This is a genomic window from Plantibacter sp. CFBP 13570, from assembly GCF_014841395.1.
In the GTDB taxonomy this organism is placed as follows: Bacteria; Actinomycetota; Actinomycetes; order Actinomycetales; family Microbacteriaceae; genus Plantibacter; species Plantibacter auratus.
The window spans coordinates 1-15204 of record NZ_JACYTW010000003.1 but is presented as its reverse complement, the minus strand read 5'-3'; the positions used below and the strand labels follow the sequence as shown (position 1 = coordinate 15204).

The window sequence follows — 15204 nt, the reverse complement described above, 5'->3', positions numbered from 1 at the left end:
GATGAGCGGGGTCGGCACGGTTGGGCGGCGGCCCCGCCCCTGTCTAGAGTGAGAGGATGTCCGAAACCTCTGCGAACCCACTCGATCTGTCCGATGTCGATCCCTTCGAGATCGCCCGCGAAGCCGCCGGCCAGATCGCTGAGAAGACCGGCGTGGAACGCCACGACATCGCACTCACCCTCGGCAGTGGCTGGGGCAAGGCGGCCGACCTGATCGGCGAGACGACGGCGACGATCCCGGCCTCCGAGATCGTCGGCTTCTCGAAGCCGGCGCTCGAGGGCCACGTGGGCACCCTGCGCTCGGTCCTGCTCCCGAGCGGGAAGCGTGCGCTCGTCATCGGCGCCAGGACGCACTACTACGAGAACCATGGTGTCCGGCGTGTCGTGCACAGCGTGCGGACGGCCGCTGCGGCCGGCGCGGGCATCATGGTGCTGACAAACGGCGCAGGCGGCATCAAGGACCACTGGACGCCCGGCACGCCCGTGCTGATCAGCGACCACATCAACCTCACGGCCGACTCGCCGCTCGAGGGCGCGACGTTCATCGACCTCACCGACCTCTACGCCAAGCGGCTGCGGGACATCGCGCACAGCGTCGCTCCGGAGCTCGACGAAGGCGTCTACACGCAGTTCCGCGGACCGCACTACGAGACCCCGGCCGAAGTCCAGATGGCGAAGGCGATCGGCGGCCACATCGTCGGCATGTCGACCGCGCTCGAGGCGATCGCCGCACGTCAGGCCGGTATGGAGGTCCTCGGGATGTCGCTCATCACGAACCTCGCCGCCGGCATCCAGCAGACGCCGCTCAGCCACGCCGAGGTCATCGAAGCCGGCCAGGCGGCCGAGCCGGTGATCAGCAAGCTCCTCGCGCAGATCGTCGCGGCCCTGTGAGCGAGGCGACGAGCCTGCTCGCGACCGCCGAGGCCTGGCTCGCCCAGGATCCCGACGACGAGACCCGGGCCGAACTGGCAGGCCTCGTCGAACGCGCCCGGGTGTCCGACGACGTGGCCGTCGCCGAGCTGCACGACCGCTTCGACACCCGACTGCAATTCGGCACTGCCGGGCTCCGCGGTCGCATCGAGGCCGGCTCCAACCGGATGAACCGGGTCCTCGTGTCGCAGGCCGCGGCCGGGCTCGCCGCCTACCTGATCGAGCAGGCGCCGGAAGGGGTGACGCCGAGCGTCGTCATCGGATACGACGGCCGGAAGAACTCCGCCGTGTTCGCCGGCGACACCGCCGAGCTGATGGCCGGTGCCGGTGTCCGCGCCATCCTGCTCCCACGGCTCCTGCCGACGCCCGTCCTCGCGTTCGCCGTGCGGTTCTTCGACGCCTCGGCCGGAGTCATGGTGACCGCGAGTCACAATCCGCCCGCCGACAACGGCTACAAGGTGTACCTGGGCGGTGAGCACCACGGGTCCCAGATCGTCTCCCCCGCCGACGCGGCCATCGCCGCCCACATCGGGCGCATCGCCGAGACGGCGCTCGTCCAGGACCTCCTGCGCAGCGACGGGTTCGAGATCGCGGGCGAGGACGTCGTCGACGCCTATGTCGCCGAGACCGCGGCCGTCGCTCCCGCCCCGGCGGGCAGCCAGCTGCGCGTCGTCTACACGGCCATGCACGGCGTGGGTTGGGAGACGACCCGACGCGTCCTCGAGACGGCCGGTTACCCGGCACCGGAACTCGTCACCGAGCAGATCGATCCCGATCCCACCTTCCGGACCGTCAGCTTCCCGAACCCGGAGGAGCCGGGCGCACTCGACCTGTCCTTCGCGACGGCGCGAGCAGTCGGCGCCGACATCATCATCGCCAACGACCCCGATGCCGACCGCCTGGCGATCGCGATCCCCGACGACGCAGCGCCGTCGGGGTTCCGTCGACTCACCGGCAACGAGGTCGGTCTCCTCCTCGGCTGGCGGGCCGCCCAGGCCGCCAGTGCCGCATTCGACGGCGACGCGGCACCCGAGGGCACGCTCGCGTGCTCGATCGTCTCCTCCCCCGCCCTGCGCATCGTCGCCGAGGCGCACGGCCTCGAGTTCCGGGAGACGCTCACCGGGTTCAAGTGGATCTCCCGGACGCCGGGCATGGTCTTCGGCTTCGAGGAGGCCCTCGGCTACCTCGTGAACCCCGGGACCGTGCGCGACAAGGACGGCATCTCGGCCGCCGTGGCGTTCCTCGGTCTCGCGACGGCGTCGGCGCAGGCGGGCGAGAGCGTCGCGGGGCTCCTCGACCGGTTCGCGGACACCTTCGGTTCCTTCGGCAGCGACCAGATCTCCATCCGCTACGCGGAGCTCAGCCGCATCGGCGAGGTCATGTCCGGGCTGCGGGCACTCCCGCCGACGGAGCTCGCGGGAGCCCGGGTGACCCGGATCGACGACCTCGCCGACGGCTTCGAGGCGCTCCCGCCGAGCGACGTCCTGCGCGTCTGGCTCGACGACGGCACCCGGGTCATGATCCGGCCGAGCGGCACGGAACCGAAGCTCAAGGTGTACGTCGACGTCCAGTCCGCCGACGGCGACGCCGCCGAGCGGGCGGCGACGGTCACCGCGCGGCTCGCCGCGCTGCGGACGGATCTCACGGCGCTCGTCTCCTAGCCCCTCGACGGGCTGAGCGGCCTGGCGGTGTGCGGCCCGGAGATCGGGCCGCACCGGTCAGCCGATGGCGCGTTCGAGCTTCTCGGTGAGTTCGGCGAGGTCGAAGTAGTTGTCGATGACGACGATGTCGGCGAAGGTCTTGCCGATGCGCTCGACGAGTTCCGGCGAGGTCAGGATCACCTGGGCGTCGGCCGCGGTCGTGCCGAGGCTCTCGATGTCGCCGGCGACGACGTCGGCCTCGAGGTCGAGGCGTTCGAGCGCGCGTTCGGCGTTGAGCTTGAGGATCGCGGAGGAGCCGACCCCCGAACCGCAGACGGCGACGATCTTCATGCCTGGTCTCCGATGCTCAGGGGGGACGCACCGAACACGGCCCGCACCTCGTCGAGCGTCGTGGCCGCTGCGAGCCGCGGGATGGCGGTCTCGTCGTTGAAGACGTTGGCGATCTCCGCCACCCAGCCCACGTGCGACTCGGCGGTGGTGACCGCGAGGCCGAGGACCACTGACACGGGGTCGTTGTGGGGGTGGCCGAACCGGACCGGAGCAGCGAGCGTCGCGACGACGAGGGCGTCCTCGTGGACGTCGGCACCCGGTCGGGCGTGCGCGAGCGCCAGGCCCGGCGCGATCACGACGTACGCGCCGAACTCCTCGACGACGTCGATCATCCGCTGGGTGTACGCGGCATCCGCCGCGTGGGTGTCGGACAGCAGCGCTCCGGCTACGCGGATCGCCTCGCGCCAGTCGCCGGCATCGACGTGGAGCGCGACGCTGGCTTCGGACAGTTCTGGGAGTGGCATCGCTTCAATCAGAGGATCGGTCGACCCGAATGGATCGGAACCATCGTAACGCTCCGAGGCTGGAAGCCTGCCGCGCAGGTGCCGCCCAGGCGGTCGCCGGAGCAGCACCTGCCGGCATCGTCAGTCCTTGTCGTCGTCGTCGAGGAACTCGTCGAACGCCTCCGAGATGCGGTCGGCCAGGGCCTCGCGGATCTCCAGCGGCTGGAACGTCGCGGCGGCGGCGTTCAGCTGGAAGGTCTCCAGGTCGGTGAGGTCGTAGTCGAACGCCTCGGAGAGGAGCGCGAGCTCCTTCGTCAGGCTCGTGTCGCTCATGGTGCGGTTGTCGACGTTGACCGTGACGGCGAAGTCGAGCTGGTAGAGCAGGTCGAACGGGTGGTCCTCGAGTTCCTCGCCCCAGGCCGCGATGGCGCCGGTCTGCAGGTTCGACTGCGGGCTGAGCTCCAACGGGATCTTGCGGTCGCGGACCCACTCGGCGACGGGACCGAGCGTGGCGTAGAGGGACTCGGCGTCGTCGCGCTCGATGAAGATGTCCTCGGCGATGCGGACACCGTGGCCGAGTCGCAACGCGCGGCCGTCGAGCATGGCGCTCCGGATCGACTCGATGCCGTCGGCCTCCCCCGCGTGGACGGTCACCGGGAACAGCTCGGCCGCGAGGTAGTCGAACGCCAGTCGGTGCTTGCTGGCGGGGAAGCCCGCCTCGGCGCCGGCGATGTCGAACCCGACCACGCCGCGCTCGCGATGGCGCACGGCGAGCTCAGCGATCTCGAGCGCGCGGTCGGCATGCCGCATGGCCGTGACGAGCTGGCCGATCTGGATGTCGGAGCCGGAGTGGGCCGCGTCCTTGATGCCGAGCTCGATGCCCTCCTGGACGGCCTCGACGACCGCGTCGAGGCTGAGGCCGCGGGTGAGGTGCTGCTCGGGAGCCCAGCGCACCTCGCCGTAGATGACGCCGTCCGCGGCGAGGTCCTGGACGAACTCGCGTGCGATGCGGACGAGCCCCTCCTCGGTCTGCATGACCGCGGTGCTGAGGTCGAAGGTCTTCAGGTACTCGACGAGCGAGCCGGCGTTGCACTGCGTGTAGAACCAGTCGGCCAGGCCGTCGGGGTCCGACACGGGGACGTCGACACCGTTCGCTTCGCCCAGCTCGATGATCGTTGCGGGCCGCACACCGCCGTCGAGGTGGTCGTGGAGCGAGATCTTCGGGAGCGCGCGGAGGTCGACGCCGGAGAGGGGGGATTCGTCTGCAGAGGTCACGGGGTTCACTGTACCGCTCAGCCCTCCGTCGAGGTGAGGCACTTCGTCACTCCCCATCGCCCTCAACGACCAACCGCCTCAACTCGGCCGGGGCCGCCGAGGCGCACCCGGATGCGCTCCGCGAGCATCGACGGTCGGCGGAGGTCGTCGGGAGTCAAGCGCATCACCGTCCATCCCTCATGTGCCAAGTCCTCCGTGCGCGCGATGTCCTTCCGCCATTGCGACCGGTCGGTCCGGTGATGGTCTCCCTCGTACTCGAGGACCAGACGCTGGACACGGAACACCACATCGCCCCGGACCACTCGCCCGGAGCCGTGGAGGACGATCTCGGCGTTGTGCTCCGCCTTCGGGAGCGCCGACGCCTCGAGGATCAACCGGAGCTCGGTCTCCTTCGGCGACTGGCAGCGGTCATGCAACCGCGGGATCGCCGACCGAAGGGCGACGACGCCACGACGCGACGGATACTCCTCGACGGCCTGACGAAGCCGATCGAGGGACGTCCGAGGATCCAGGAACCAGAGAAGGGCGTCGCCGGCGGCGATCAATGCCGGGAGCGGTACCACCGTCGCGAGGTCGCACCAGGTCCGCTCGACACTGGTGACCGGGAGTCCGTCGAGATCGACGATGTCCCCCGGGCCGAGGGTGCCGCGATGTCCCACCACGCCGCGCCCCTCTCGCGCCCGGACGCCAGCAGGTGACATGACATGCAGCGGGACGTCCGGACTCGTCGGCCTGGGCGTCGGGATGCCGTGCAGAGCAGCGGCCGTCTGATGGCTGAAGGCTCCCCCGATCGGGAGAGCACTCAGGTAGGCGACCGCTTGGTGGTACAGGTCAGTCGGGTAGCCCGGTGGCGTTCGGATCCCGTGGAAGGGAGCACCAAGCGCTGGGTTCCGGAGCTGGCGGGGAGTGAACCCGGCGCGCACTGCCGACTGAGCGGGCTTCCGCCCGGCCATGATCGGGATCGAGGATCGGAAGGTCATCCTTCGATCGTGCCGCCGGCAGGAGCTTCCCCCGTCGTTCTCCACAGGTCGCGTACTCAGGTGAGGCAACTCGTCGTCCGGAACGGCGATGGACGACGAGTTGCCTCATCTCAACGGACTCAGGCCTCGATGCGGGCCCGGACGATGGGGCCGCGCGGCGGAGCCGTGTCCTCGATCGTGTAGGCACCCTCGAGGGCCTCGAGCGCCCGCGGGAAGCGGGCCGCATCGTCGGCGCTCAGCGTGAAGAGGGGCTGTCCGGCCCGGACCTCGTCGCCCGGCTTCGCGTGCAGGTCGATGCCCGCCGCGTGGATGACCGGGTCCTGCTGCCTGGCCCGACCGGCACCGAGGCGCCAGGCCGCGATGCCGAACGGCAGTGCCTCCTGCGTCGCCAGCACGCCGTCGCGCGACGCCGTGACGACGTGGGTCTCCTTGGCGACCGGCAGCGGTGCGTCCGGGTCGCCGTCCTGCGCGCGGATCATGCGCTTCCAGACGTCCATGGCCCGACCGTCCGCGAGGGCGCCCTCGACGTCAGCGTCCGGCTGTCCGGCGAGGGTCAGCATCTCCCGCGCGAGGGCGAGGGTCAGCTCGACGACGTCCGCCGGACCACCGCCCGCCAGGACCTCGACGGACTCGCGGACCTCGTTCGCGTTGCCGATCGCGAGGCCGAGCGGGACGTTCATGTCCGTCAACAGTGCGGTCGTCGCCACACCGGCGTCCGTCCCGAGCGCGACCATCGTGCGCGCCAGTTCCTCGGCACGCTCGTAGTCCTGCATGAAGGCGCCGGAGCCGAACTTGACGTCGAGGACGAGCGCCCCGGTGCCTTCGGCGATCTTCTTCGACATGATGCTCGACGCGATGAGCGGGATCGCCTCGACCGTGCCCGTCGTGTCGCGCAGGGCGTACAGGCGCTTGTCCGCCGGGGCGAGACCGGAACCGGCGGCGCAGATGACCGCACCGACGTCCGCCAGTTGCGCCATCATCTCGTCGTTCGTCAGCGCCGCACGCCAGCCGGGGATGCTCTCGAGCTTGTCGAGCGTCCCACCCGTGTGCCCGAGCCCGCGGCCCGACAGCTGCGGCACCGCGACGCCGAAGACGGCGACGAGCGGGGCGAGGGGCAGGGTGATCTTGTCGCCGACGCCGCCGGTCGAGTGCTTGTCCGAGGTCGGCTTGTCGAGCGATGCGAAGCTCATCCGCTCACCGCTCGCGATCATCGCCATCGTGAGGTCGCGGATCTCGCGCCGCTCCATGCCGTTCAGCAGGATCGCCATCGCCAGCGCCGACATCTGCTCGTCGGCGACATAGCCACGGGTGAAGGCGTCGATCAGCCAGTCGATCTGCGGCGTCGACAGCTCTCCGCGATCGCGCTTCGTGCGGATGAGGTCGACGACGTCGAATGCTTCTACGGAACTCATGCGTGGTACTCCTCGAGTTGACGTGGTCCGAAGGCGTCCGGCAGGACCTCGTCGATGGTGCGGATGCCGGAGACGGTGTCGAGCAGCATGCCCGCCGTCGAGTGTTCGTACAGCAGCTGTCGGCAACGGCCGCACGGCATGAGGCGTTCGCCCTTGCCGTCGACGCAGGCGAACGCCACGAGGCGTCCTCCGCCCGACATGTGGAGGGCGGAGACGAGCGCGCACTCCGCGCACAGCGTCAGCCCGTAACTGGCGTTCTCGACGTTGCAGCCGGAGATGATCCGGCCGTCGTCGACGAGAGCGGCCGCGCCGACCGGGAAGCGGCTGTAGGGCACGTAGGCGTGACCCATCGCCTCCCGGGCCGCGGTGTGCAGCGCCTCCCAGTCAATGGGGGGCGTGGTCGTCGTGTCGCTCACGGTCAGCCCTTCACATAGGGCTTGCCGGCGGCTGCCGGTCCGCGGGAGATGCCGACGAGTCCGGCGACCGCGAAGATCGTCACCACGTACGGCAGCATGAGCATGAACGCGCTCGGCACCGGGGAGCCGATGGCGCTCAACGCGAACTGCAGGTTCTGCGTGAAGCCGAACAGCAGCGCGGCGAGCGTCGCCTTGAGGGGGTCCCAGCGTCCGAAGATGACCGCCGCGAGCGCGATGTAGCCGGCGCCCGCCGTCATCTCCTTGTTGAACGCACCGACCGAGCCCAGGGTGAAGTACGCCCCACCGAGGCCGACGATCGCGCCCGCGAGCGCGACGTTCCAGAAACGAGTCCGGTTCACGTTGATGCCCACGGTGTCAGCCGCCTGCGGGTGCTCACCCACGGCGCGGAGGCGGAGGCCCCAGCGCGTGTAGAACAGGCAGAAGAACACCACGGCCACGGCGATGTACATCAGGTAGATGATGATCGTCTGGCGGAACAGCACGGGTCCGATGAGCGGGATCTCGCTGAGGATCGGGATGTTGATCCGGGGGAACTTCGGCGGGCTGTTGAAGAGCGCCTCGTTCTTCGTGAGCACCTGCGAGTACAGGAAGCTCGTGAGACCGACGACGAGGACGTTGAGCACCACACCGACGATGACCTGGTCGACGAGGTACTTGATCGAGAACGCCGCGAGCAGGAAGCTCACGAGCGTGCCGGCGATCATCGCCGCGACGAGCCCGAGGAAGGCGTTCCCCGTCACCGACGCGACGAAGGCGGACGAGAACGCGCCGGCGAGCAGCTGGCCCTCGATCGCGATGTTCACGACGCCGACCCGCTCGGAGATGACGCCGCCGAGCGCACCGAAGATGAGCGGGACGCTCAGGGCGACGGTACCGAGCAGGAGCCCGGTGATCGGGATCGCCTTGCCCGCGGCGGCCCACGAGAGGAACCCGACCATGAACAGCACACCGAACACGGTGATGAGCCAGAGCGGGACCTTCTTGCCCGTCGTGACCAGGTACGCGCTCAGGGCCGTGATGGCGGCCAGGAGGATCGTGACGACGATGCCGGTGACCGTCGACGGGAGCACGACCGTCGGCAGTTGGATGACGTCGCCGTCGCTGGAGAGCCGGAACGTGCTGTTGCCGTCGCGGTGCCAGATGACGAACAACAGGAACGCGATGACGGTGAAGATCCCGAACGCGATCGGGGCCTTCCAGCTCCGGACGACGACCGTCTCGAGGACGATCGGGGCGTCGGGAGCCGGCTGCGGCGTCTGCTTGTCGAGCGTGAATCCACTCATGCGGACACCTCCTTCTTGGCGGAGCGACGCGTTCGGCGCGTCGAGCCGTCGGGCTTCGGCAGGAAGAAGATCGCCCGCACGAGCGGCGGAGCCGCGATGAACAGCACGATGAGTGCCTGGAGGACGAGCACGATGTCGATCGGCACGTTGACGCCCTGGGTGGCCTGCATGGAGTACCCACCGGCCTTGAGCGCACCGAACAGGATGCCGGCGATGAGGATGCCGCCCGGCCGACTGCGTCCGAGGAGCGCGACGGTGATGGCGTCGAAGCCGATGCCGGCGTCGATGCCGTTGTCGAACCCGGAGGTCACCGTACCGAGCACCTGCGAGACGCCGGCGAGACCGATCAGTCCACCGGAGAGCAGCATGGCGTACACGTAGGTGTTCTTCACGTCGATACCCGCGACGCGCGCTGCGTTCGGGTTCTCACCGACCGCACGGAAGCGGAAGCCGATCGAGGACCGACTGAACAGCCACCACACGAACACGACCGCGAGGATCGCGATGAGGAAGCCGGCGTGCAGGTTGTAGCGGTCACCGAGGAGCTTGGGCAAGACGGCGTTCTCCGCCATCCCCGCGCTCTTCGGCACGTTCGACCCGGGAGCCTGCAACAGCCCCTGCGTGGAGAGCATGAAGGTGATGAGGTAGAACGCGACGTAGTTGAGCATGATCGTGATGATCACCTCGTGCGCGCCGGTGCGGGCCTTGAGGACACCGACGATGCCGCCCCAGAACGCGCCACCGATGATGCCGGCGGCGATCGCGACGAGCAGGTGCACCACGGGCGGGAGGTCGAGCGTGAAGCCGACCCATCCGGCGCAGGCGGCGGCGATGAGCATCTGACCGCGCCCACCGATGTTGAACATGCCGACCCGGAACGCCAGGCCGACACCGAGTCCGGCGAGGATCAGCGGGGTCGCGAAGGTCAGCGTCTCCGTCAGCGGGCGGATGCCGTTCAGGAAGTCGGGGCGCTTGAAGTTGTAGATCGACCCCTGGAAGAGCGCGCCGTACGCACCGGTCGCCGACTGCCAGACCGCCGCGATGGTGTCGCCCGGGCGGGCGAAGAAGTACCCGGCGGCGGTGTGGACCTTCGGATCGGTCAGTGCGATGAGGATCGCACCGACGACCATCGCCAGGACGACGGCGAGGATCGAGATGACGATGCTCGAATTGAGGATCTCGGCGAGCACCTTGTTCGAGCGCGGCTGGGTCGTGTCGGGCTTCGCCTCGCCCGGTGCCACCGGCTGGACCGTTCCGGGCGGGGTGTGGGACGTCTCGCTCATGCTGCTGCTCCTGCCGGGAGTTCGCCGGCCATCATGAGGCCGAGAACCTCTCTGGGGGTCGATGCCGGGACGATCCCGACGATGCCGCCTCGGTACATGACGGCGATGCGGTCGGCGAGCGCGACGACCTCGTCGAGCTCGGTCGACACGACGATGACGGGGATGCCGGCGTCGCGCGTGGCGACGATGCGCTTGTGCACGAACTCGATCGAACCGACGTCGATCCCGCGGGTCGGCTGTGCGGCGACGAACAGCCGCAACTCGCGGCTGAGCTCACGGGCGAGGACGACCTTCTGCTGGTTGCCGCCCGAGAGGGAGCCGGCCGGTGATTCGATACCCTGTGACCGGACGTCGAACTCCTGCGACTTCTCGCGCGCGAACTCGTCTCGGAATCCGCGCTGGACGTTGCCGCCCTTCACGAAGGGTGCACCCGTCGATCGGTCCAGCATGAGGTTCTCGGCGATGGTGAACTGTTTGACGAGCCCGTCCTCGGATCGGTCCTCCGGCACGAACCCGACGCCGGCGTCGAGCACCTTGCGCGGGGTGGACCCGACGAGTTCGACGCCGTCGAGCTTGATGCTGCCCTTGGTGTGCGGCTGCAGCCCGAGGATCGCCTCGGTGAGCTCGGTCTGCCCGTTGCCCTGGACACCGGCGATGGCGAGCACCTCGCCCTCGCGGACCTCGAAGCTGACGCCGTTGACGACGAGCTGGCCGAGGTGGTCGACGACGGACAGGTCCTGCACGGTGAAGGTGGTGTCGCCGAGGTTCGGCGCCTCCTTGTGGACCGTGAGTTCGACGGGACGCCCGACCATGAGGGACGCCAGCTCGGCGTTCGTCGCGGTGGGCGAGGCCTCGCCGACGACCTTGCCGAGCCGGATGACGGTGATGCGGTCGGCGACTTCGCGGACCTCGCGCAGCTTGTGGGTGATGAAGACGATGGACGTGCCCTCGTCCTTCAACTGCTTCATGATCGCCATGAGCTCGTCCGTCTCCTGCGGGGTGAGCACGGCGGTGGGCTCGTCGAAGACGAGGACGTTGGCGTTGCGGGAGAGCGCCTTGACGATCTCGACGCGCTGCTGCACTCCGACCGGGAGGTCGCCGACGATGGCGTCCGGGTCGAGGCTGAAGCCGAACCGCTCGGAGATGTCGATGACGAGCTTGCGGGCCGCTGCGACGTCGAGGCGGCCACCGCCCTTGGTCTGCTCGTGGCCGAGCATGACGTTCTCGGCGACGGTGAAGACGGGGATGAGCATGAAGTGCTGGTGCACCATGCCGATGCCGGCGCCCATGGCGTCGCCAGGGCCCTGGAAGTGCTGGACGACGTCGTCCAGGAGGATCTCGCCCTCGTCGGCCTGATAGAGGCCGTAGAGGACGTTCATGAGGGTGGATTTGCCGGCACCGTTCTCGCCGAGGAGACAGTGGATCTCCCCCGGTTCGACGGTGAGGTCGATGTGGTCGTTGGCGGTGAGTGCACCGAACCGTTTGGTGATGCCGCGGAGCTCGAGCTTCATGGGTCCCAATCTAGTCACGTGTCGGATGTCGGCACAGGCGGTCGGGATCGCCGTCCGGCCGTGCCGCGAACAAAGCGGGGGGAGGTCGCGGATCGCGACCTCCCCCCGGAGTCCCGGGCGAGGGCCCGGGTGAAGAGGGACTACTTGACGGGCGAGGAGACCGAGGTCGCCTTGATGGAACCGTCGATGATGCCAGCCTTGATCGTGTCGAGCTCGTCGGCCAGGGTCGGGGAGACCTTGGACTCGAAGTCGTGGAACGGCGCGAGGCCGACGCCCTCGTTCTCGAGGGTGCCGATGTACGCAGCTGCGTCGAACTTGCCGCCACCGGCCTCGGTCACGGTGTCGGCGACGCCGGCCTTCATGCCCTTGAGGATGGAGGTCAGGAACAGGCCCTTGTTCTCGGAGTTGGTCTCGTACAGGTCGGCGTCGACACCGATCATGGCGATGTCCTTACCGGTCTCCTGGATCTCGGCGATCGCGCTCAGGAAGATCGGGCCACCGACCGGAAGGAGCACGTCGGCGTTCTGGTCGATGAGTGTGCGGGCGAGCTGCTTGGCGGTGTCGTTCGCCTCGAAGCCACCGGTGAAGGAACCGGTCTGAGCGGCGACGTCCCAACCGACGACCTGGACGCTCTTGCCCTTCTGCTCGTTGTAGTACGCGACGCCCTCGGCGAAGCCGTCCATGAAGATCTGGACGGACGGGAAGGGCTGGCCGCCGAAGGTGCCGACGACGCCGGTCTTCGAGTAGTCGGCCGCTGCGTAGCCCGCGAGGAACGCGGCCTGGACGGTGTCGAACAGGATCGGCTTGATGTTCGGGGCGTCGACCTTGCCGTCGAAGTCGTTGTCGGCCGCGTCGTCGATGATCGCGTAGTCGACGTCCGGGTTCGCGAGTGCCGCGTCGACCGTGTCGGCGGAGAGGGCGAAGCCGACGCTGACGATGAGCGAGCAGCCCTGGTCGGCCAGGCTCTGCAGGTTCGGCTTGTAGTCGTCGGCCTTGTCGGACTGGACGGTGATGGGCTCGACGCCGAGCTCCTTCGCCGCTTCGGTCAGACCCTCGTAGCCGAGCTGGTTGAACGACTTGTCGGTGAAGCCACCGGCGTCGGAGACCATGCACGGGAGGAAGTCGGATGCGGCACCGGTTGAGTCGCCGCCACCGGTGCTGGGAGCCGATGCACAGCCGGCGAGCAGTGCCATGAGACCGACGCCGGCGATTGCGCCCGCAGCGGCCTTCCGAGTTGAGATTGCCAAGGTAGCCTCCAAGATGCAGCCCCGCGGGTCACGGGGCGTATGGGGTTACGTTACCCAATGCGACGACCGCCGGACGGACGATCCCGGCTTCGCGACCGAAGCGTTACAGAACGGTGGCACCGGCGTCATGCGCCGGAAACACGCGGATGCGCAGACGCGCATCGGGGCTGGTCGTCGCTGCGCAGGTGAGCAGGCCGAGCCGCCCGTCTGCCCGGCTTGCGCTCCGGGTGCCTGTGGTTCCCGCCTGGGCACCGAGCGCTGCTCGGTGCCCAGGCCGAACCGACCGGGGTCCCGGTCAGCGGCGGTCCAGCGTCAGGGCGTCGCCGGCCCAGCGCCGACGGAGCCACCGGTCGTGGCTCGCGATGACGACCGCCCCCGGGTAGTCGCCGAGGGCGTCCTCGAGCTCCGTCGCAAGCGCGAGCGACAGGTGGTTCGTCGGCTCGTCCAGGAGGAACAGGTGCGGAGGCCTCGCGATGATCAGCGCCAGGGCCAGACGGCGCTGCTGCCCGACGGAGAGCTGGCCGATCGGGCGGTCGAGGTCGCGAAGCGCCAGGAGCCCGAGACCCGCGAGCGGGGTGCGCGCTGCACGCGCCTCGCCGAGCGTCCGGTCGTAGACCTCCCGAGGTGATCGCTCCGCATCCTGGAACGCGACGTCCTGCTCGAGGAGCCCCACGCGGAGCCCCTTCCGCCGGAGGAGGGTCCCAGCATCGAGGCGCAGCGAACCGGCGAGCACCGCCAAGAGCGTCGACTTCCCCGAACCGTTCGCCCCGGTGACCAGCACCCGCGACCGGGGCGCCAGCTGCAGGCGTTCGAGGTGCAGCCGGCCGTCGACGCGGGCGTCGGCGAGGTCGAGCAGCTGCTCCCCCTCGTCGAGGACCGTCGAGCCGCTCGGGATCCCTGCGAACGAGAGTTGGCGAGGCGGGCGCCGCACCTGCTCGCGGTCCAGGACCTCGAGTCGGAGCTGCGCGTTCCGCACCCGCCGACTGATCTGCTGCTCGACGCGGTCGCCGCGCATGCCGAACGCCATCCGGTTGTTGTCGCGGATGCCCCGACCGTGGTTGATCCGCGGGGCCACGTCGTGCACCGCGGACGCGAGCCGTCGCAGCTCGGCCTGCTCCTCCTCGTAACGCGTCGACCACCGGTCGAGTTCCGCTGCCTTCCAGTCGAGGTACTCGCTGAACGGCCCGCCGAACTCCACGACGGGTGACGCCTCGCCGACGGGGACGGGGCGGGACGGATCGATGTCGACGAGCCCCGTCGCCACCTCGTCGAGGAAGGCGCGGTCATGGCTCGCGAAGAGCACCGGACCCGGCCACTCCGACAGGTGGCCGCGGAGGAAGGCGACCGCCTCGTCGTCCAGATGGTTGGTCGGCTCGTCGAGCAGCAGCGCGGTCGGTCTGGCGACGAGGAGCGCGGCGAGGGCGAAGCGGGATCGCTGTCCCCCGCTCACCCCACCGAGTCGTCGCGACCGTTCGATCGCGGCGATGCCGAGGCCGTCGACGACCGCGTCCAACCGGGCGTCCGCCGTCCAGACGTCGGCGCGTTCCGCCGCATCGAGCGCGGCGGCGTACCGCTGCTCGGCGCAACCATCACCGGCGGAACCCGTCTCACCGAGTGCCGCCGCCGACGTCTCGAGCTCCTGCTCGACGGCCCGGACCTCGCCGAGCGCCTGCTCCAGCAGCTCGCCGACCGTCGTGTCGTCCGGAAGTTCGAGTTCCTGCATGAGGATGCCGGTGCGAACCGGGCGGACGGCCTCGCCGTCGTCCGGCTCGTCGATTCCGGCGAGGATGCGCAGCAGCGTGGACTTCCCCGCGCCGTTCTCGCCGATCAGGCCGAGACGGTCCCCGGCCGACACGACGAGGTCGACGTCGCGCAACACGACGCGGTCGCCGTAGGAGCGGGTGACGCCGTCGGCGCGGAGCTGCTGGATGTCGATGGATCGCCCGAAGATCGAAGCGGTGCGGCGGTGGACTGGTGTTGCTTGGGTCATGGGTGCTCGCATGGAGGCCCCTTTCGAGATGGGGCACGCCGCGTACGGTCGTCGTCCGACACGTCAGGAGTGAGCACTGGGCTCGAACTCCTGGGCGGACCTGGAAGCGTCTGGCGTACCTCGATGGATTCCCGCCGGGCACATCACGTTCGTGATGGTCTGCCGCAGGCGCGGGACGTCGATTCGCTCAGTTCTTCACAGTGATCTCAGGCTATCCGTCGGTTGTCGGCCGCCGCAAGCCCTGCACGTCACCGGTCCCGATTAGGCTGGTCGTCATGCGTGCACCGTCGGTCCCCTCGCCCGCGCGGCGTCGCCGTGCGCATCGATCGACCGCGGCCTCGCTGTTCGCCGCGCTCGGCATCGGTGCGCTCGTCGCACTCGGCGCACTGCCGACCACGCCGGCGACCGCGGCCGCTGCGAGCT

General features: G+C 69.4%; 13 protein-coding genes. 2 read left to right on the top strand and 11 right to left on the bottom strand.

Translation table 11 applies throughout. The annotated features are described in order from the left end of the window. Nucleotides 1-56 precede the first annotated feature (56 nt). Nucleotides 57-890 (top strand): purine-nucleoside phosphorylase, encoded by an 834-nt coding sequence (locus tag IFT89_RS01785; RefSeq protein WP_079707324.1) that lies wholly within the window; start codon nt 57-59, stop codon nt 888-890. Then, entirely contained in the window at nt 887-2590 is a 1704-nt protein-coding gene (locus tag IFT89_RS01780; RefSeq protein ID WP_202938039.1) for a phospho-sugar mutase, read from the top strand. The genes IFT89_RS01785 and IFT89_RS01780 overlap by 4 nt, the downstream gene beginning before the upstream one ends. Before the next feature lie 57 nt (nt 2591-2647). Here IFT89_RS01780 and IFT89_RS01775 read toward each other — a convergent pair whose 3' ends face one another. The 11 genes from IFT89_RS01775 to IFT89_RS01725 all read right to left on the bottom strand — a co-directional run bounded on the left by IFT89_RS01775 (nt 2648) and on the right by IFT89_RS01725 (nt 14793). Next, nucleotides 2648-2920, bottom strand: a complete 273-nt coding sequence (locus tag IFT89_RS01775; RefSeq protein WP_064294838.1) for a PTS sugar transporter subunit IIB — start codon at nt 2918-2920, stop codon at nt 2648-2650. Next, nucleotides 2917-3384: a PTS sugar transporter subunit IIA gene (locus IFT89_RS01770; protein WP_137243423.1), complete on the bottom strand. Its 468-nt coding sequence runs from the start codon at nt 3382-3384 to the stop codon at nt 2917-2919. Before IFT89_RS01770 ends, IFT89_RS01775 begins: the two co-directional genes overlap by 4 nt. A 120-nt stretch (nt 3385-3504) precedes the next feature. Beyond that, complete coding sequence (locus IFT89_RS01765; RefSeq protein ID WP_202938038.1) at nt 3505-4695, bottom strand: adenosine deaminase; 1191 nt, start codon at nt 4693-4695, stop codon at nt 3505-3507. Nucleotides 4696-4700: 5 nt separating this feature from the next. Further along, nucleotides 4701-5300, bottom strand: a complete 600-nt coding sequence (locus IFT89_RS01760; protein ID WP_202938037.1) for a DUF559 domain-containing protein — start codon at nt 5298-5300, stop codon at nt 4701-4703. Nucleotides 5301-5737: 437 nt separating this feature from the next. Then, complete coding sequence (locus tag IFT89_RS01755; RefSeq protein WP_079002875.1) at nt 5738-7030, bottom strand: thymidine phosphorylase; 1293 nt, start codon at nt 7028-7030, stop codon at nt 5738-5740. Beyond that, complete coding sequence (locus IFT89_RS01750) at nt 7027-7446, bottom strand: cytidine deaminase (protein ID WP_079707329.1); 420 nt, start codon at nt 7444-7446, stop codon at nt 7027-7029. Before IFT89_RS01750 ends, IFT89_RS01755 begins: the two co-directional genes overlap by 4 nt. Before the next feature lie 2 nt (nt 7447-7448). Next, a complete protein-coding gene (locus IFT89_RS01745) occupies nt 7449-8750 on the bottom strand; it encodes an ABC transporter permease (RefSeq protein ID WP_079707330.1) in 1302 nt (433 codons plus the stop codon). Further along, nucleotides 8747-10033, bottom strand: a complete 1287-nt coding sequence (locus tag IFT89_RS01740; RefSeq protein WP_124769711.1) for an ABC transporter permease — start codon at nt 10031-10033, stop codon at nt 8747-8749. The genes IFT89_RS01745 and IFT89_RS01740 overlap by 4 nt, the downstream gene beginning before the upstream one ends. Continuing rightward, complete coding sequence (locus tag IFT89_RS01735) at nt 10030-11544, bottom strand: ABC transporter ATP-binding protein (protein WP_079707332.1); 1515 nt, start codon at nt 11542-11544, stop codon at nt 10030-10032. Before IFT89_RS01735 ends, IFT89_RS01740 begins: the two co-directional genes overlap by 4 nt. A 140-nt stretch (nt 11545-11684) precedes the next feature. After that, nucleotides 11685-12791 carry a BMP family lipoprotein gene (locus tag IFT89_RS01730; protein WP_202938036.1) on the bottom strand — a complete coding sequence of 369 codons (1107 nt, stop codon included), beginning with the start codon at nt 12789-12791 and terminating at the stop codon, nt 11685-11687. 295 nt (nt 12792-13086) lie between these two features. Continuing rightward, a complete protein-coding gene (locus IFT89_RS01725) occupies nt 13087-14793 on the bottom strand; it encodes an ABC-F family ATP-binding cassette domain-containing protein (protein ID WP_244650536.1) in 1707 nt (568 codons plus the stop codon). Nucleotides 14794-15204: the final 411 nt, after the last annotated feature.

What these genes read in the sequence shown, in the direction of transcription:
- IFT89_RS01725 (WP_244650536.1), bottom strand. Translation starts at nt 14,793, where the DNA reads ATGCGAGCACCCATGACCCAAGCAACACCAGTCCACCGCCGCACCGCT.
- IFT89_RS01745 (WP_079707330.1), bottom strand. Translation starts at nt 8,750, where the DNA reads ATGAGTGGATTCACGCTCGACAAGCAGACGCCGCAGCCGGCTCCCGAC.
- IFT89_RS01735 (WP_079707332.1), bottom strand. Translation starts at nt 11,544, where the DNA reads ATGAAGCTCGAGCTCCGCGGCATCACCAAACGGTTCGGTGCACTCACC.
- IFT89_RS01755 (WP_079002875.1), bottom strand. Translation starts at nt 7,030, where the DNA reads ATGAGTTCCGTAGAAGCATTCGACGTCGTCGACCTCATCCGCACGAAG.
- IFT89_RS01785 (WP_079707324.1), top strand. Translation starts at nt 57, where the DNA reads ATGTCCGAAACCTCTGCGAACCCACTCGATCTGTCCGATGTCGATCCC.
- IFT89_RS01765 (WP_202938038.1), bottom strand. Translation starts at nt 4,695, where the DNA reads ATGGGGAGTGACGAAGTGCCTCACCTCGACGGAGGGCTGAGCGGTACA.
- IFT89_RS01775 (WP_064294838.1), bottom strand. Translation starts at nt 2,920, where the DNA reads ATGAAGATCGTCGCCGTCTGCGGTTCGGGGGTCGGCTCCTCCGCGATC.
- IFT89_RS01770 (WP_137243423.1), bottom strand. Translation starts at nt 3,384, where the DNA reads ATGCCACTCCCAGAACTGTCCGAAGCCAGCGTCGCGCTCCACGTCGAT.
- IFT89_RS01740 (WP_124769711.1), bottom strand. Translation starts at nt 10,033, where the DNA reads ATGAGCGAGACGTCCCACACCCCGCCCGGAACGGTCCAGCCGGTGGCA.